The organism is Pseudomonas sp. Ors-4-3C (assembly GCF_055755035.1).
In genome coordinates this window covers 4336950-4352159 of record NZ_CM146900.1, presented here as the reverse complement: position 1 = coordinate 4352159, position 15210 = coordinate 4336950, and the positions used below count along the sequence as shown (strand labels likewise).

The following is a 15210-nucleotide window of genomic DNA, read 5'->3' as shown; positions in this document are numbered from 1 at the left end:
GCATGTCCTTTGAACTGCTTGCCACCGATGGCAAGGCTCGTCGTGGTCGTCTGACCTTCCCGCGTGGCACCGTCGAGACCCCGGCCTTCATGCCGGTGGGCACCTACGGCACGGTCAAGGGCATGTTGCCGCGTGACATCGTCGCCACTGGCGCGGAAATCATTCTGGGCAACACCTTCCACCTGTGGCTGCGCCCGGGCACCGAGGTGATCAAGGAACACGGCGACCTGCACGATTTCATGCAGTGGAAAGGCCCGATCCTCACCGACTCCGGTGGTTTCCAGGTTTTCAGCCTGGGTGCGATGCGCAAGATCAAGGAGGAGGGCGTGACCTTCGCCTCTCCGGTCGATGGCTCGAAAGTTTTCATGGGCCCGGAAGAATCGATGCAGGTGCAGCGCGATCTCGGTTCCGACATCGTGATGATCTTCGACGAATGCACGCCGTACCCGGCTGACGAAGATGTCGCTCGCGTTTCGATGGAGCTGTCGCTGCGTTGGGCCCAGCGCTCGAAAAACGCGCATGGCGACAACACCGCAGCGCTGTTCGGCATCGTTCAGGGCGGCATGCACCAGGATCTGCGCATGCGCTCGCTGGAAGGCCTGGACAAGATCGGCTTCGATGGCCTGGCCATTGGCGGTCTGTCGGTGGGCGAGCCGAAGCACGAGATGATCAAGGTGCTGGATTATCTGCCGGGCATGATGCCGGCTGACAAACCTCGTTACCTTATGGGCGTTGGCAAACCGGAAGATCTGGTTGAGGGTGTGCGCCGCGGTGTGGACATGTTCGATTGCGTGATGCCAACCCGTAATGCCCGCAATGGGCATCTGTTCATTGATACAGGCGTGCTGAAGATCCGTAACGCGTTCCATCGCCATGATGATTCGCCGCTGGATCCGACCTGCGATTGCTATACCTGCCAGAACTTCTCCCGCGCTTATCTGCATCACCTGGACAAGTGCGGCGAAATGCTCGGCAGCATGCTCAATACCATCCATAACTTGCGCCATTATCAGGTGCTGATGGCTGGTTTGCGCGAGGCTATTCAACAGGGTACATTGGCCGCCTTTGTCGATGCCTTCTACGCCAAACGCGGGCTCCCCGTTCCGCCTTTGGACTGAGTTTTCTGACCCCAAGATTCAACATTTGCAACTGGAGTGCTAAATGAGCTTTTTTATCTCTAACGCCATGGCTGACGCAGCTGCACCGGCTGCTGCAGGCCCAATGGGCGGCGGCTTCGAGTGGATTTTCCTGGTCGGCTTCCTGGTCATCTTCTACCTGATGATCTGGCGTCCACAGGCCAAGCGCGCCAAGGAGCAGAAGAACCTGCTGAGCAGCCTTGCGAAGGGTGACGAAGTGGTTACCACCGGCGGCATCGCCGGCAAGATCACCAAAGTGGCCGATGACTTCGTGGTTCTGGAAGTTTCCGACACCGTGGAAATGAAGTTCCAGAAGGGCGCCATCGCCGCCACGCTGCCAAAAGGCACGCTGAAAGCGATCTAAGGTTCCAACTTCTACTCAATCGACGGGGCGCGCAAGGCGCCCCGCGTTCATAACGGGCGGCGTGATGCTGAACAAATATCCTCTGTGGAAATACATTCTGATCCTGGCGGTGCTGGCGGTCGGTCTGATTTATTCCGCTCCCAATCTATACCCTGATGACCCGGCCATTCAGATCAGCGGCGCCAGCACGGCACTGCAGGTCAATCAGGCCGATCTGGATCGCGTCAGCACCGCGCTGCGTGAGTCCGGGATCAACGTCAAGGCAGCTTCGCTGGCCGCCAACGGCAAGGGCGGTCTGATCCGTCTGACCAAGGCTGAAGACCAGTTGCCGGCCAAGGACGTTGTGCGCAAGGCATTGGGTGATGACTACGTCGTCGCACTGAACCTGGCACAGACAACCCCGCAATGGCTGCGCAACCTCGGCGCGCACCCGATGAAGCTGGGTCTGGACTTGTCCGGTGGTGTGCACTTCCTGCTGGAAGTGGACATGGACAAAGCCCTCGACGCCCGCCTGAAAGTCTACGAAGGTGACGTCAAGAGCCTGCTGCGCAAAGAGAAGCTGCGCTATCGCAGCCTGCCGCAACTGGGCGGCGCCATTCAGTTGGGCTTCAGCGATGCTGACTCCCGCGAACAGGCCCGTGCGCTGATCCGCAAGAACTTCAACGATTTCGACATTGTTCCGGCCGACCTCAACGGTCAACCGGTGCTGCGTCTGGCGATGACCCCGGCCAAGCTGGCGGAAATCCGTGAATACTCCATCAAGCAGAACTTGACCACGGTACGTAACCGCGTCAACGAGCTGGGTGTTGCCGAACCGATCGTTCAACGTCAGGGCGCCAACCGCATCGTGGTTGAGCTGCCGGGCGTGCAGGACACTGCCGAAGCCAAGCGTATTCTCGGCAAGACCGCCAACCTTGAGTTCCGTCTGGCTGCAGAGCCGGGTGCTTCGAAAGCCACTTCCGAAACTTTCGAGTTCCGTGAAGGCAAGCGTCCTCCTGCGCAGATCGAGCGTGGCCTGATCATCACCGGTGACCAGGTGACCGATGCCAAGGCCGGTTTCGGCGAGCACGGCACACCTGAAGTGAACATCCGTCTGGATGGCCACGGTGGCGAGCTGATGAGCCGCGCGACCCGTTCGAACGTAGGTCGCAGCATGGCGGTGATCTTCATCGAACAGCGTCCGGTGACCACCTACGTCAAGCAGGTTGTAGACGGCGTCGAGAAAGACGTGCCGGTTCAGACCTTCAAGGAAGAGAAGAAGATCATCAGCCTGGCGACCATTCAGTCGCCGCTGGGCGCGCAGTTCCGCATCACCGGCCTGAACGGCCAGGGTGAATCGTCCGAGCTGGCGCTGCTGCTGCGTGCCGGTGGTCTGGCCGCGCCGATGTACTTCGCTGAAGAGCGCACAATCGGTCCGAGCCTGGGTGCTGACAACATCACCAAAGGTATCGATGCATCGCTGTGGGGCATGCTGTTCGTCTCGCTGTTCATCATCGCCATCTACCGCTTCTTCGGTTTGATCGCCACGGTCGCGCTGGCAGTGAACATGGTGCTGCTGCTGGCGCTGATGTCGCTGCTGGGTGCAACGCTGACCCTGCCGGGTATCGCCGGTATCGTCTTGACCATGGGGATGGCGGTCGACGCCAACGTGCTGATCTTCTCGCGGATCCGTGAAGAGATCGCCGCCGGCATGACCGTGCAGCGTGCAATCAACGAAGGCTTCGGCCGGGCATTCACCGCGATTCTCGACGCCAACCTGACCACTCTGCTGGTCGGCGGCATCCTCTTCGCCATGGGCACCGGCCCGGTGAAGGGCTTCGCAGTGACCATGTCCCTCGGGATCTTTACCTCGATGTTCACGGCCATCATGGTGACCCGCGCAATGGTCAACCTGATCTTCGGCGGACGTGACTTCAAGAAGTTGTGGATTTAAGGGGCTGCCATGTTACGTACAATCAACTTCATGGGCGTTCGCAACTTCGCGTTCGGCGTCACAGTGTTTCTCACGTTGCTGGCTATTTTCAGCGTCGTCCACAAGGGCATGAACTGGGGCCTGGACTTCACCGGCGGTACGCTCATCGAGCTGACCTACGAGCGTCCGGCCGACGTCACCAAAGTGCGTGAAGAGCTGGTGACTTCCGGTTATCACGAAGCCATCGTGCAGAGCTTTGGTGCAACCACCGACTTGCTCGTACGTATGCCAGGCGAAGACCCGCAGTTGGGTCATCAGGTCGCCGAGGCCTTGCAGAAAGTCGGCGGCGACAACCCGGCGACGGTCAAGCGTGTCGAGTTCGTCGGCCCGCAGGTCGGTGAAGAGCTGCGCGACCAGGGCGGCCTCGGCATGCTGCTGGCGCTCGGCGGCATCCTGATCTACCTGGCTTTCCGCTTTCAGTGGAAATTCGCGGTCGGCGCGATCGTTTCGCTGATTCACGACGTGATCGTGACTGTCGGTATCCTGTCGTTCTTCCAGATCACCTTCGACCTGACGGTACTGGCGGCGGTACTGGCGATCATCGGTTACTCGCTGAACGACACCATCGTCGTGTTCGACCGGGTTCGTGAGAACTTCCGTGTGCTGCGCAAGGCTTCGCTGATCGAGAACATCAACATCTCGACCACTCAGACCCTGCTGCGGACCATGGCGACGTCGATCTCCACCTTGCTGGCGATCGCTGCGCTGCTGTTCTTCGGTGGCGACAACCTGTTCGGCTTCTCCATTGCCCTGTTCATCGGTGTTCTGGCGGGTACCTACTCGTCGATCTACATCGCGAACGTGGTACTGATCTGGCTGAACCTGAGCACCGAGGATCTGATTCCTCCGGCCAACACCGAGAAGGAAGTCGACGACCGTCCATAACGGCCATCGCTTCTCCGGCTGTCAGCCCAGAAAAGGCGCGAGTTGAACTCGCGCCTTTTTTTATGCTCCAAGGCTGGGAGAAGCGCGGGACGCGTCCCGTATGTGATGGTCAGGAGGTTCATGTGAACAAGTCGTTGCTGGTTGGTGCGGTATTGGGTGCTGTCGGTGTGACTGCCGGGGGTGCTGTTGCCACCTACAGCCTGGTTAAAAGCGGCCCTGAGTATGCGCAAGTGCTGGCCGTAGAACCGGTCAAGACACAGATCAAGACTCCACGTGAAGTGTGCAAGGATGTGGCGGTAACCCGGCAGAAACCGGTTCAGGATCAGCACCAGATCGTGGGTACGGTGCTCGGTGCGGTCGGTGGTGGCCTGTTGGGTAACATGGTCGGCGGCGGTAACGGTAAGAAGCTTGCCACCGTTGCTGGTGCGGTCGGTGGCGGTTATGCCGGTAACAAGGTGCAGGAAGGCATGCAGAACCGCGACACCTACACGACCACCCAGACTCGCTGTAACACAGTGAATGACATCAGTGACAAGGTAGTCGGTTACGACGTGCGTTATTCGCTGGATGGCAAGGAAGGCAAAGTGCGGATGGATCGCGATCCGGGCAACCAGATTCCGGTCGACAAGGAAGGCAAGCTGATTCTGTCGCAGAATCAGCCAGGTCAATAACGGTCTGATCGTTTTGAAAAGAAGCACCCTTCGGGGTGCTTTTTTGTGCGCGCGATTCAAGCCCCATCACAAATTCCCTGTAGGAGTGGTGGTATTTCTCCAAGCATAAAAAAAGCACCCCGAAGGGTGCTTTTTGCGTTTCGCAGGAAGCTTAGCGCTTCAGCGAAGCCGGCAGGTGCGGCTGGATCGCCGTCAGGACTGCCTTGAAGCATTTGGTGTTGCCGGCAACGATGTGGCCTTTCTCAAGGAAATCGTGACCGCCGGTGAAGTCGCTCACCAGGCCGCCAGCTTCTTGAATCAGCAGGGCGCCTGCAGCCATGTCCCACTCGGACAGGCCCGACTCCCAGAACGCGTCGAAACGACCGGCAGCCACGTAGGCCAGGTCCAGGCTGGCGGAGCCGGCGCGGCGGATGCCGGCAGTCTGGCCAACCAGGGCGCGGAACATGCCCAGGTAGTTGTCGAGGTTGTCCATCTGGTCGTCACGGAACGGGAAGCCAGTGCCCAGCAGAGCGCCGTCGAGGCTGGTGCGACCGCTGACGCGCAGACGACGACCGTTCAGTTGAGCGCCGCGACCACGGCTGGCGGTGAATTCTTCCTGGCGAACCGGGTCCAGAACCACTGCGTGCTCCAGGCGACCACGGTATTTGCAGGCAATGCTGACAGCGAAGTGAGGAATGCCACGCAGGAAGTTGGTGGTGCCATCCAGCGGATCGATGATCCACAGGTACTCTTCGCCTTCGATGCCGTTACCGACGTGCATGCCGGTTTCTTCACCCTGGATCGAGTGATTCGGGTAAGCCTTGCGCATAGCATCGATGATTTTCTGTTCGGCGGCGCGATCGACCTCGGATACATAATCCTTGGCGTCTTTTTCGTCGACCTTGATGGTATCCAGGCGCTCGATGGAGCGGAAGATCAGTTCACTGGCGCTGCGGGCGGCGCGCAGCGCGATATTCAGCATGGGCTGCATGGATGTGTCACCTAAGGTTGTTAAAGAAAGCCGCGCATTCTATCAGAACTTTTCTTCAGGTGAAGGTCGCTGTTCGCTTTCATAGCTTAACGGTAGGCTGTTCTGTAAGATTTGCACCCCTTTCCTGTGTCCGAGAGCGCCTCCCTTGCTGCAGAACATTCGTGTCGTCCTGGTCAATACCAGCCACCCCGGCAACATCGGCGGGGCCGCGCGCGCCATGAAAAACATGGGTCTGTCGCGGCTGGTGCTGGTCGAACCGCGGTTGTTTCCGCACCACGAAGCCGATGCTCGAGCTTCCGGTGCCGGGGATATCCTTGAAAATGCTCAAGTCGTCGCCACTCTGGAAGACGCTCTGGTCGGCTGCAATCTGGTGCTCGGCACCAGCGCCCGTGACCGTCGCATTCCCTGGCCGTTGCTCGATCCGCGCGAATGCGGGAGCAAAGTGGTCGAAGAGGCGGGGCAGGGCGCGGAAATCGCGTTGGTATTCGGTCGTGAAGACTCCGGCCTGACCAACGAGGAGTTGCAGCGATGTCACTTTCACGTGCACATCCCCTCCGATCCTGGGTTCAGCTCGCTGAACCTCGGGGCGGCGGTGCAGGTGTTGAGCTATGAAGTGCGCATGGCCTGGCTGGCTGCTCAAGGCCAGCCGACCAAGATCGAGAAAGAAGAAGTGGCCTCGGTAAAAAGTGCCGAGCTCGCGACCATGGATGAGCTGGAGCGCTTTTATGAGCATCTGGAGCAGACGCTGGTCGCCATCGAATTTCTCGATCCGGAAAAACCGCGGCACTTGATGGCGCGCCTGCGCCGGTTGTACGGACGCAGCTCGGTCAGCCGGGCGGAAATGAATATTTTGCGTGGCATCCTCACGGAAACCCAAAAAGCGGCCCGTGGTGAGCTTCTTAAGCGGAAGGACTGAATGATGTTTGAGCGTTTGCGTGAAGATATCCAGAGCGTATTCCATCGAGACCCGGCGGCGCGTAACGCTTTTGAAGTCCTGACCTGCTACCCCGGCATGCATGCGATCTGGATTCACCGGTTGGCCGGCATGCTGTGGCGCAACGAGCTGAAATGGCTGGCGCGACTGGTGTCGAACTTCGGTCGCTGGCTGACCGGGATCGAGATTCATCCGGGGGCCAAGGTCGGTCGGCGTTTCTTTATCGATCACGGCATGGGCATCGTTATTGGTGAAACCGCCGAGATCGGCGATGACGTGACCATTTATCAGGGCGTAACCCTCGGTGGTACCAGCTGGAACAAAGGCAAGCGCCACCCGACGCTGGGTGATGGCGTGGTGGTTGGTGCTGGCGCCAAAGTGCTCGGCCCGTTCACGGTAGGTGCTGGCGCCAAAGTCGGCTCCAACGCAGTGGTCACCAAGGAAGTGCCGCCGGGCGCCACGGTGGTGGGGATTCCGGGGCGGATCATCGTCAAAACCGATGAAGAGCAGGACGCCAAGCGCAAGGCGATGGCAGAGAAGATCGGCTTCGATGCTTATGGTGTCAGCGAAGACATGCCCGATCCGGTGGCCCGTGCCATCGGTCAGTTGCTCGATCACCTGCAAGCGGTGGATGGGCGGCTGGAAGGGATGTGCGGCGCGCTGAAGGATCTGGGCAGTAATTACTGTGCGAAAGATCTGCCTGAACTGCGCGAAGAAGACTTTGCCTGTGTGAAGGGCAAAGACGAATCCAAAGCCGGCTGAACCGCAGCGCTGCGTTTCGCGAGCATGCTCGCTCCCACATTGGAATGCATCCCCCTGTGGGAGCGGGCTTGCTCGCGAAGAACGATAACGCGGTACCGCTGGCTGTACGCCGCCAGCCTTTGCTATGATGCGCGCGCTCTTTTGCGGGTAAACCCGACTAAAGCACTAGGTCTTATAGTTGACTTAAATGCTCGGGAATTGCATACTCTCGCCCATTCCGAACTCCGTGGTAATTGTCCATGCGACTGACTACAAAAGGCCGATACGCCGTGACCGCCATGCTTGACCTGGCGTTGCACGCGCAGCACGGGCCGGTGTCCCTGGCCGATATCTCCGAGCGCCAAGGCATCTCCCTGTCCTATCTCGAACAGCTTTTTGCCAAGCTGCGCCGCAGTAACCTGGTTTCCAGTGTCCGCGGCCCAGGCGGTGGTTATCAGCTTTCGCGCGACATGCAGGGCATCCAGGTGGCTCAGGTGATCGATGCGGTCAACGAATCGGTCGACGCTACAAAGTGCCAGGGCCAGGGCGATTGCCATTCCGGCGACACCTGCCTGACTCATCACCTGTGGTGCGACCTGAGCCTGCAGATTCACGAATTTCTAAGTGGTATCAGCTTGGCTGATCTTGTGACTCGCCGTGAGGTGCAAGAAGTAGCCCAGCGTCAGGACCAGCGTCGTTGCAACAGCAAGGCGCCACGCCTGGACAAGATTGAAGCGTCCGCCGTCGAATGACAGCCGAAGAGCTAGCGGAACGCCAGCCCTGATTTAGGAGATAGTCCATGAAATTGCCGATTTACCTTGATTACTCTGCGACCACCCCGGTCGATCCGCGCGTTGCGCAAAAGATGAGTGAATGCCTGCTGGTCGACGGAAACTTCGGTAACCCGGCGTCCCGTTCCCACGTGTTCGGCTGGAAAGCTGAAGAGTCCGTCGAAAATGCCCGTCGTCAGGTGGCCGATCTGGTCAACGCCGACCCGCGCGAAATCGTCTGGACGTCCGGCGCCACCGAATCCGACAACCTGGCAATCAAGGGTGCGGCGCATTTCTATGGCTCCAAAGGCAAGCACCTGATCACCAGCAAGATCGAACACAAGGCTGTTCTCGACACCATGCGCCAACTGGAGCGTGAAGGTTTCGAAGTGACCTACCTCGAGCCGACCGAAGACGGTCTGATCACCCCGGCGATGATCGAAGCGGCACTGCGCGAAGACACCATTCTGGTGTCGGTGATGCACGTGAACAACGAAATCGGCACCATCAACGACATCGCTGCCATCGGCGAACTGACCCGCTCCAAGGGCGTTCTGCTGCATGTTGACGCGGCTCAGTCCACCGGCAAGGTCGAGATCGATCTGCAGAAGCTGAAAGTCGACATGATGTCGTTCTCCGCCCACAAAACCTACGGCCCTAAAGGCATCGGCGCCCTGTACGTCAGCCGCAAGCCGCGTGTGCGCATTGAAGCGACCATGCACGGCGGCGGTCACGAACGTGGCATGCGTTCCGGCACTCTGGCGACCCACCAGATCGTCGGCATGGGCGAAGCCTTCCGCGTAGCCAAGGAAGACATGGCTGCCGAAAACGTACGCATCAAGGCCCTGAGCGATCGTTTCTTCAAGCAGGTCGAGCACCTGGAAGAGCTGTACGTCAACGGCAGCCTGACCGCCCGCGTTCCGCACAACCTGAACCTGAGCTTCAACTACGTTGAAGGCGAGTCGCTGATCATGGCGCTCAAGGATCTGGCGGTATCGTCCGGTTCGGCCTGCACCTCGGCGTCCCTGGAGCCTTCGTACGTACTGCGCGCCTTGGGCCGCAACGACGAACTGGCACACAGCTCGATCCGTTTCACCTTCGGCCGTTTCACCACCGAAGAAGAAATCGACTACGCCGCGCAGAAAGTCTGCGAGGCCGTTACCAAGCTGCGCGCTCTGTCGCCGCTGTGGGACATGTACAAAGACGGTGTCGACATTTCGAAAATCGAGTGGGCGGCACACTGATTTCAAGTCGCCGCGAACCGGCCCTGCGACCCCAGGTTGCGGGGCTTAAAGAGCGACTCTCTGATGAGTGAGGATTAAGCATCATGGCTTACAGCGAAAAGGTCATCGACCACTACGAAAACCCGCGCAACGTCGGCAAGATGAACGCGGAAGACCCGGATGTCGGCACCGGCATGGTCGGCGCTCCGGCGTGCGGCGACGTGATGCGTCTGCAGATCAAGGTCAACGATCAGGGCGTTATCGAAGACGCCAAGTTCAAGACTTACGGCTGCGGTTCGGCAATCGCTTCCAGCTCCCTGGCCACCGAGTGGATGAAGGGCAAGACGCTGGACGAGGCCGAGACCATCAAGAACACTCAGCTGGCCGAAGAACTGGCCCTGCCGCCAGTGAAAATCCACTGCTCGGTACTCGCTGAAGACGCTATCAAAGCGGCTGTTCGCGACTACAAGCAGAAGAAAGGCTTGATCTAAGCATTGCGCGACGAGTAAGGAGTCAACGATGGCTATCAGCATGACAGAAGCGGCTGCTCGACACGTGCGACGCTCCCTCGACGGGCGCGGCAAAGGTGAAGGGATTCGTCTGGGTGTTCGCACCACAGGCTGTTCCGGCCTTGCCTACGTGCTGGAGTTTGTCGACGAGGTGGTTGCCGAGGATCAGGTGTTCGAAAGTCACGGCGAGAAAGTGATCATCGACCCGAAAAGCCTGGCCTACCTGGACGGCACCGAGCTCGATTTCGTCAAGGAAGGGTTGAACGAAGGCTTCAAGTTCAACAACCCCAACGTACGCGGTGAATGTGGCTGCGGCGAAAGCTTCAACATCTGAGGCTTGTCGTGGGTATTCCTTGTCATTTCGCTTTATTCGAGCTGCAACCGAGCTTTCGCCTGGATCTCGAGCAGTTGGCCACGCGCTACCGTGAGTTGGCGCGCGGTGTTCATCCTGACCGCTTTGCCGACGCCTCCGAGCTCGAACAGCGGTCGGCGCTCGAGCAGTCTGCGCGGCTCAACGACGCGTACCAGACGCTCAAGAGTCCTGCCCAGCGTGCACGCTACCTGCTGACCATCAGCGGGCATGAAGTGCCGATGGAAGTCACGGTCCATGATCCCGAGTTTCTTTTGCAGCAGATGCAGTGGCGCGAAGAGCTCGAAGACCTCCAGGACAGCGCCGACCTCGACGGTGTCGCGGTATTCAAGCGTCGCCTGAAAGTGGCTCAGGAACAGTTGAACGAAAGCTTCGCAGCCTGTTGGGATGATGCAGCGCAACGCGAACAGGCCGAACGCCTGATGCGGCGCATGCAGTTCCTCGACAAGCTCACCTACGAAGTGCGCCAGTTAGAAGAGCGCCTCGACGATTAACCCAGTGCCGCTCCGGTCGCACGCCTGATATACAGATAAGTCCTGATCACGATGGCCCTACTGCAGATCGCCGAACCCGGCCAAAGTCCTCAACCGCACCAGCGTCGTCTGGCTGTGGGGATCGACTTGGGCACTACCAATTCGCTGGTCGCTGCGTTGCGCAGTGGTCTTTCCGAACCACTGGCCGACGCTGACGGGCAGGTCATCCTGCCGTCCGCCGTGCGTTATCACGCCGACCGCGTCGAGGTTGGCGAGTCGGCCAAACTGGCCGCGTCCTCCGATCCCTTGAACACTGTGCTGTCGGTCAAGCGCTTGATGGGTCGTGGCCTGTCCGACGTCAAGCAATTGGGCGAGCAACTGCCATACCGCTTCGTCGGTGGCGAATCGCACATGCCGTTCATCGACACCGTGCAAGGCCCGAAAAGCCCGGTCGAAGTCTCCGCCGATATCCTCAAGGTCCTGCGTCAGCGTGCTGAAGCGACCCTGGGTGGCGAGCTGGTCGGTGCGGTGATCACCGTTCCGGCGTATTTCGACGATGCTCAGCGTCAGGCCACCAAAGATGCGGCGAAACTCGCCGGTCTGAACGTGCTGCGCCTGCTCAACGAGCCGACGGCGGCTGCCGTGGCTTACGGTCTGGATCAGCATGCCGAAGGTCTGGTGGCGATTTATGACCTGGGCGGCGGTACGTTCGATATTTCGATTCTTCGTCTGACTGGCGGTGTTTTTGAAGTGCTGGCCACCGGCGGCGACAGCGCCCTGGGCGGTGACGACTTCGATCACGCGATTGCCGGCTGGATCATCGAGAGCGCCGGCCTGTCCGCCGATCTCGATCCGGGTGCGCAACGCAATCTGCTGCAAACTGCCTGCGCGGCGAAAGAAGCCCTGACCGATGCGGCCAGCGTTGAAGTCGCCTACGGTGACTGGAAGGCGCAGTTGACCCGCGAAGCCTTCGATGCGCTGATCGAGCCAATGGTTGCGCGCAGCCTGAAAGCCTGCCGCCGCGCCGTGCGTGATTCCGGTGTCGAGCTGGAAGACGTGCATGCCGTGGTCATGGTCGGTGGTTCGACCCGAGTTCCACGTGTACGCGAGGCCGTTGCCGAAGCCTTCGGTCGTCAGCCATTGACGGAAATCGACCCGGATCAAGTGGTGGCCATCGGGGCTGCGATCCAGGCGGATACGCTGGCTGGCAACAAGCGCGATGGCGGCGAACTGCTGCTGCTCGACGTGATTCCACTGTCCCTTGGGCTGGAAACCATGGGCGGGCTGATGGAGAAGGTGATTCCGCGCAACACCACCATCCCGGTCGCTCGTGCTCAAGACTTCACCACTTATAAAGACGGCCAGTCGGCCATGGCGATCCATGTGCTGCAGGGTGAGCGCGAGCTGATCAGCGACTGCCGCTCCTTGGCGCGCTTCGAACTGCGCGGCATTCCGGCGATGGTGGCCGGTGCGGCGAAGATTCGCGTGACCTTCCAGGTCGATGCCGACGGTCTGCTCAGTGTTTCGGCGCGTGAACTGGGTTCGGGTGTTGAGGCGAGCATTCAGGTCAAGCCGTCCTACGGCCTGACCGACGGCGAAATCGCCAAGATGCTCAAGGATTCGTTCCAGCACGCCAATGACGACAAGGTCGCCCGCGTCCTGCGCGAGCAGCAAGTCGATGCCCAGCGCCTGATCGAAGCGGTACAGGGTGCTCTGGATGCCGATGGCGAGCGTTTGCTCGACGCCGAAGAGCGCATGGTCATCGAGCTGCAGATGCAGGAACTGGCCGAACTGATGAAAGGCACCGATGGTTACGCCATCGAGCAGCAGACCAAGCGTCTGTCGCAAGTGACCGATGCTTTTGCTGCCCGCCGCATGGATCTGACGGTGAAAGCCGCTCTGTCGGGGCGCAATCTGAATGAAATCGAGGATATCTGATGCCGCAGGTCATTTTTCTGCCCCACGAGAAGTTCTGCCCTGAAGGCATGGTGGTCGAGGCCGAACCCGGCACTTCGATTCTCGATCTGGCTCACGAACACCACATCGAGATGGAAAGTGCCTGCGGCGGTGTCTGCGCCTGCACCACTTGCCATTGCATCATCCGCGAGGGTTTCGACTCGCTGGAAGAGGCGGACGAGCTGGAAGAAGACTTCCTCGATCGTGCCTGGGGCCTGGAAGCGCAATCGCGCCTGGCCTGTCAGGCTATCGTCGGCGAAGAAGACATCACCGTCGAGATTCCGAAATATTCGCTTAACCATGCGGCCGAAGCGCCGCACTGACTGGTAAGACTGTCATGAGCTACGGTTGGAATGATGTTCAACGTATTGCAGAAGAGCTGGCCGAGACCCATGAGGGGCTCGATCCGTACTCTGTAGGTTTCGTCCGTCTGCAGCATATGATCGAGGAACTGCCTGACTTCGATAAGACTTCTGGCCGCGTTGGCGAGAAGGTCTTGGAAAGGGTTCAGGAGCTTTGGGCTGCAGAATTGGACTGATCGTCTCGCAGGTTAGGCAATACCCAAGAACCCGCGTATAATTCGCGGGTTTAATTTTTCGCAAATTACTGTTTCTGGAGTTACACCATGGCTGTTCAACGTACTTTCTCCATCATCAAGCCTGACGCAGTTGCTAAAGGCGCTGCCGGCGAAATCGTTACCCGTTTCGAAAAGGCTGGTCTGAAAGTTGTTGCTTCGAAAATGAAGCAGCTGTCCAAAGCCGAAGCTGAAGGCTTCTACGCTGAGCACAAAGAGCGTGGTTTCTTCGGTGACCTGGTTGCTTTCATGATCTCCGGTCCAGTGGTTGTTCAGGTTCTGGAAGGCGAAAACGCTATCGCCCGCAACCGTGAGCTGATGGGCGCTACCAACCCTAAAGAAGCTGCTGCCGGCACCATCCGTGCTGACTTCGCTGAGTCGATCGACGCCAACGCCGTTCACGGTTCGGACTCCGAAGCCGCTGCTGCTCGCGAAATCTCGTACTTCTTCGCAGCTACTGAAGTAACCACTCGCTAAGCATTGGCTTAAGAGTGAAGGTGAATCCATGACTACATCGACTGTTAAAACCAACCTGCTGGGGCTGACCCAGCCGGAAATGGAAAAATTCTTCGACTCAATCGGGGAGAAGCGTTTCCGTGCCGGTCAGGTAATGAAATGGATTCACCACTTTGGCGTCGATGATTTCGACGCCATGACGAACGTCAGCAAGGCCTTGCGCGACAAGCTCAAGGCTATTGCTGAAGTCCGTGGTCCCGAAGTGGTCAGCGAGGACATTTCCAGCGACGGCACCCGCAAGTGGGTGGTGCGCGTGGCATCCGGCAGCTGTGTCGAGACCGTCTACATTCCCCAGGGCAAACGCGGCACTCTGTGCGTTTCGTCCCAGGCAGGCTGTGCCCTGGACTGCAGTTTTTGCTCCACCGGCAAGCAAGGCTTCAACAGCAACCTCACCGCCGCCGAAGTCATCGGTCAGGTGTGGATTGCCAACAAATCCTTCGGCAGTGTTCCCGCCACCATCGACCGCGCCATCACCAACGTGGTGATGATGGGCATGGGCGAACCGCTGCTGAACTTCGACAACGTCGTGGCCGCCATGCATCTGATGATGGATGACCTGGGCTACGGGATCTCCAAGCGCCGCGTGACCTTGTCCACTTCGGGCGTGGTGCCGATGATCGATGAACTGGCCAAGCACATCGACGTCTCCCTGGCGTTGTCCCTGCATGCACCGAATGACGCATTACGTAACCAATTGGTGCCGATCAACAAGAAATATCCGCTTAAGATGCTGCTCGAGTCGTGCCAGCGCTACATGTCCGCCCTTGGCGAGAAGCGTGTGCTGACCATCGAGTACACCTTGCTCAAGGACGTCAACGACAAGCTTGAGCACGCCGTGGAAATGATCGAGCTGCTGAAAGACATTCCGTGCAAGATCAACCTGATTCCGTTTAACCCGTTCCCGCATTCCGGTTACGAGCGGCCGAGCAACAACGCCATTCGTCGGTTCCAGGATCAGTTGCATCAGGCCGGCTTTAACGTCACTGTCCGCACCACCCGTGGTGAAGACATCGACGCCGCATGTGGTCAATTGGTAGGGCAGGTGCTGGATCGCACCCGTCGCAGCGAACGTTACATCGCCGTGCGCGAGTTGAGCGCCGACAGCGATCTGGCACAGAACGCCGCGAACACTAACTAAGAGAGGAT

General features: G+C 59.2%; 18 protein-coding genes. 17 read left to right on the top strand and 1 reads right to left on the bottom strand.

Annotation, left to right across the window (positions count from 1 at the left end):
• The first annotated feature begins 2 nt into the window (after positions 1 to 2).
• From tgt to ACVHNU_RS19515, 5 genes are all read left to right on the top strand, one after another.
• Positions 3 to 1118, top strand: a complete 1116-nt coding sequence (tgt, locus tag ACVHNU_RS19535) for a tRNA guanosine(34) transglycosylase Tgt (RefSeq protein WP_161794909.1) — start codon at positions 3 to 5, stop codon at positions 1116 to 1118.
• A 43-nt stretch (positions 1119 to 1161) separates the two neighbouring features.
• Positions 1162 to 1500, top strand: coding sequence for a preprotein translocase subunit YajC (gene yajC, locus ACVHNU_RS19530; protein ID WP_003227923.1), 339 nt, complete (start codon positions 1162 to 1164; stop codon positions 1498 to 1500).
• Positions 1501 to 1564: 64 nt separating this feature from the next.
• A complete protein-coding gene (gene secD, locus ACVHNU_RS19525; RefSeq protein WP_003227922.1) occupies positions 1565 to 3433 on the top strand; it encodes a protein translocase subunit SecD in 1869 nt (622 codons plus the stop codon).
• Positions 3434 to 3442: 9 nt separating this feature from the next.
• Entirely contained in the window at positions 3443 to 4357 is a 915-nt protein-coding gene (gene secF, locus ACVHNU_RS19520; RefSeq protein ID WP_003227920.1) for a protein translocase subunit SecF, read from the top strand.
• A gap of 122 nt (positions 4358 to 4479) precedes the next feature.
• Entirely contained in the window at positions 4480 to 5028 is a 549-nt protein-coding gene (locus ACVHNU_RS19515) for a glycine zipper 2TM domain-containing protein (protein WP_003227918.1), read from the top strand.
• Between the two features lie 151 nt (positions 5029 to 5179).
• Here ACVHNU_RS19515 and suhB read toward each other — a convergent pair whose 3' ends face one another.
• On the bottom strand, positions 5180 to 5998 hold the full coding sequence (suhB, locus tag ACVHNU_RS19510; RefSeq protein ID WP_473018118.1) for a type III secretion system regulator SuhB: 819 nt from the start codon (positions 5996 to 5998) through the stop codon (positions 5180 to 5182).
• A 145-nt stretch (positions 5999 to 6143) separates the two neighbouring features.
• On the opposite strand from suhB, the gene trmJ reads away from it, so the two are divergent.
• The 12 genes from trmJ to rlmN all read left to right on the top strand — a co-directional run bounded on the left by trmJ (position 6144) and on the right by rlmN (position 15202).
• The gene (gene trmJ, locus ACVHNU_RS19505) at positions 6144 to 6914 is read left to right on the top strand and encodes a tRNA (cytosine(32)/uridine(32)-2'-O)-methyltransferase TrmJ (RefSeq protein ID WP_003227915.1); all 771 of its coding nucleotides are present in this window, start codon (positions 6144 to 6146) and stop codon (positions 6912 to 6914) included.
• A 3-nt stretch (positions 6915 to 6917) separates the two neighbouring features.
• Positions 6918 to 7694, top strand: coding sequence for a serine O-acetyltransferase (gene cysE / locus ACVHNU_RS19500; protein ID WP_024014221.1), 777 nt, complete (start codon positions 6918 to 6920; stop codon positions 7692 to 7694).
• A 239-nt stretch (positions 7695 to 7933) separates the two neighbouring features.
• Entirely contained in the window at positions 7934 to 8425 is a 492-nt protein-coding gene (gene iscR / locus ACVHNU_RS19495) for a Fe-S cluster assembly transcriptional regulator IscR (protein WP_003227911.1), read from the top strand.
• A 47-nt stretch (positions 8426 to 8472) separates the two neighbouring features.
• Positions 8473 to 9687, top strand: a complete 1215-nt coding sequence (locus tag ACVHNU_RS19490) for an IscS subfamily cysteine desulfurase (protein WP_003227909.1) — start codon at positions 8473 to 8475, stop codon at positions 9685 to 9687.
• An 83-nt stretch (positions 9688 to 9770) separates the two neighbouring features.
• Positions 9771 to 10157: a Fe-S cluster assembly scaffold IscU gene (iscU, locus tag ACVHNU_RS19485; protein WP_003227907.1), complete on the top strand. Its 387-nt coding sequence runs from the start codon at positions 9771 to 9773 to the stop codon at positions 10155 to 10157.
• Between the two features lie 28 nt (positions 10158 to 10185).
• Complete coding sequence (gene iscA / locus ACVHNU_RS19480; protein ID WP_003227904.1) at positions 10186 to 10509, top strand: iron-sulfur cluster assembly protein IscA; 324 nt, start codon at positions 10186 to 10188, stop codon at positions 10507 to 10509.
• Positions 10510 to 10517: 8 nt separating this feature from the next.
• Positions 10518 to 11039: a co-chaperone HscB gene (gene hscB / locus ACVHNU_RS19475; RefSeq protein WP_473020087.1), complete on the top strand. Its 522-nt coding sequence runs from the start codon at positions 10518 to 10520 to the stop codon at positions 11037 to 11039.
• Positions 11040 to 11090: 51 nt separating this feature from the next.
• Positions 11091 to 12956, top strand: a complete 1866-nt coding sequence (gene hscA / locus ACVHNU_RS19470) for a Fe-S protein assembly chaperone HscA (RefSeq protein ID WP_473018117.1) — start codon at positions 11091 to 11093, stop codon at positions 12954 to 12956.
• On the top strand, positions 12956 to 13297 hold the full coding sequence (gene fdx, locus ACVHNU_RS19465) for an ISC system 2Fe-2S type ferredoxin (protein WP_003227897.1): 342 nt from the start codon (positions 12956 to 12958) through the stop codon (positions 13295 to 13297). Before hscA ends, fdx begins: the two co-directional genes overlap by 1 nt.
• Positions 13298 to 13311: 14 nt before the next feature.
• Entirely contained in the window at positions 13312 to 13512 is a 201-nt protein-coding gene (iscX, locus tag ACVHNU_RS19460) for a Fe-S cluster assembly protein IscX (RefSeq protein ID WP_003227895.1), read from the top strand.
• 87 nt (positions 13513 to 13599) lie between these two features.
• Positions 13600 to 14025 (top strand): nucleoside-diphosphate kinase, encoded by a 426-nt coding sequence (gene ndk, locus ACVHNU_RS19455; protein ID WP_003227894.1) that lies wholly within the window; start codon positions 13600 to 13602, stop codon positions 14023 to 14025.
• Positions 14026 to 14053: 28 nt separating this feature from the next.
• Positions 14054 to 15202 (top strand): dual-specificity RNA methyltransferase RlmN, encoded by a 1149-nt coding sequence (rlmN, locus tag ACVHNU_RS19450; protein WP_003227893.1) that lies wholly within the window; start codon positions 14054 to 14056, stop codon positions 15200 to 15202.
• Positions 15203 to 15210 lie beyond the last annotated feature (8 nt).

Coding starts and splice junctions, on each gene's coding strand:
- tgt (WP_161794909.1), top strand. CDS start 3: ATGTCCTTTGAACTGCTTGCCACCGATGGCAAGGCTCGTCGTGGTCGT.
- yajC (WP_003227923.1), top strand. CDS start 1,162: ATGAGCTTTTTTATCTCTAACGCCATGGCTGACGCAGCTGCACCGGCT.
- secD (WP_003227922.1), top strand. CDS start 1,565: ATGCTGAACAAATATCCTCTGTGGAAATACATTCTGATCCTGGCGGTG.
- secF (WP_003227920.1), top strand. CDS start 3,443: ATGTTACGTACAATCAACTTCATGGGCGTTCGCAACTTCGCGTTCGGC.
- suhB (WP_473018118.1), bottom strand. CDS start 5,998: ATGCAGCCCATGCTGAATATCGCGCTGCGCGCCGCCCGCAGCGCCAGT.
- cysE (WP_024014221.1), top strand. CDS start 6,918: ATGTTTGAGCGTTTGCGTGAAGATATCCAGAGCGTATTCCATCGAGAC.
- iscR (WP_003227911.1), top strand. CDS start 7,934: ATGCGACTGACTACAAAAGGCCGATACGCCGTGACCGCCATGCTTGAC.
- ACVHNU_RS19490 (WP_003227909.1), top strand. CDS start 8,473: ATGAAATTGCCGATTTACCTTGATTACTCTGCGACCACCCCGGTCGAT.
- iscU (WP_003227907.1), top strand. CDS start 9,771: ATGGCTTACAGCGAAAAGGTCATCGACCACTACGAAAACCCGCGCAAC.
- iscA (WP_003227904.1), top strand. CDS start 10,186: ATGGCTATCAGCATGACAGAAGCGGCTGCTCGACACGTGCGACGCTCC.
- hscA (WP_473018117.1), top strand. CDS start 11,091: ATGGCCCTACTGCAGATCGCCGAACCCGGCCAAAGTCCTCAACCGCAC.
- fdx (WP_003227897.1), top strand. CDS start 12,956: ATGCCGCAGGTCATTTTTCTGCCCCACGAGAAGTTCTGCCCTGAAGGC.
- iscX (WP_003227895.1), top strand. CDS start 13,312: ATGAGCTACGGTTGGAATGATGTTCAACGTATTGCAGAAGAGCTGGCC.
- ndk (WP_003227894.1), top strand. CDS start 13,600: ATGGCTGTTCAACGTACTTTCTCCATCATCAAGCCTGACGCAGTTGCT.
- rlmN (WP_003227893.1), top strand. CDS start 14,054: ATGACTACATCGACTGTTAAAACCAACCTGCTGGGGCTGACCCAGCCG.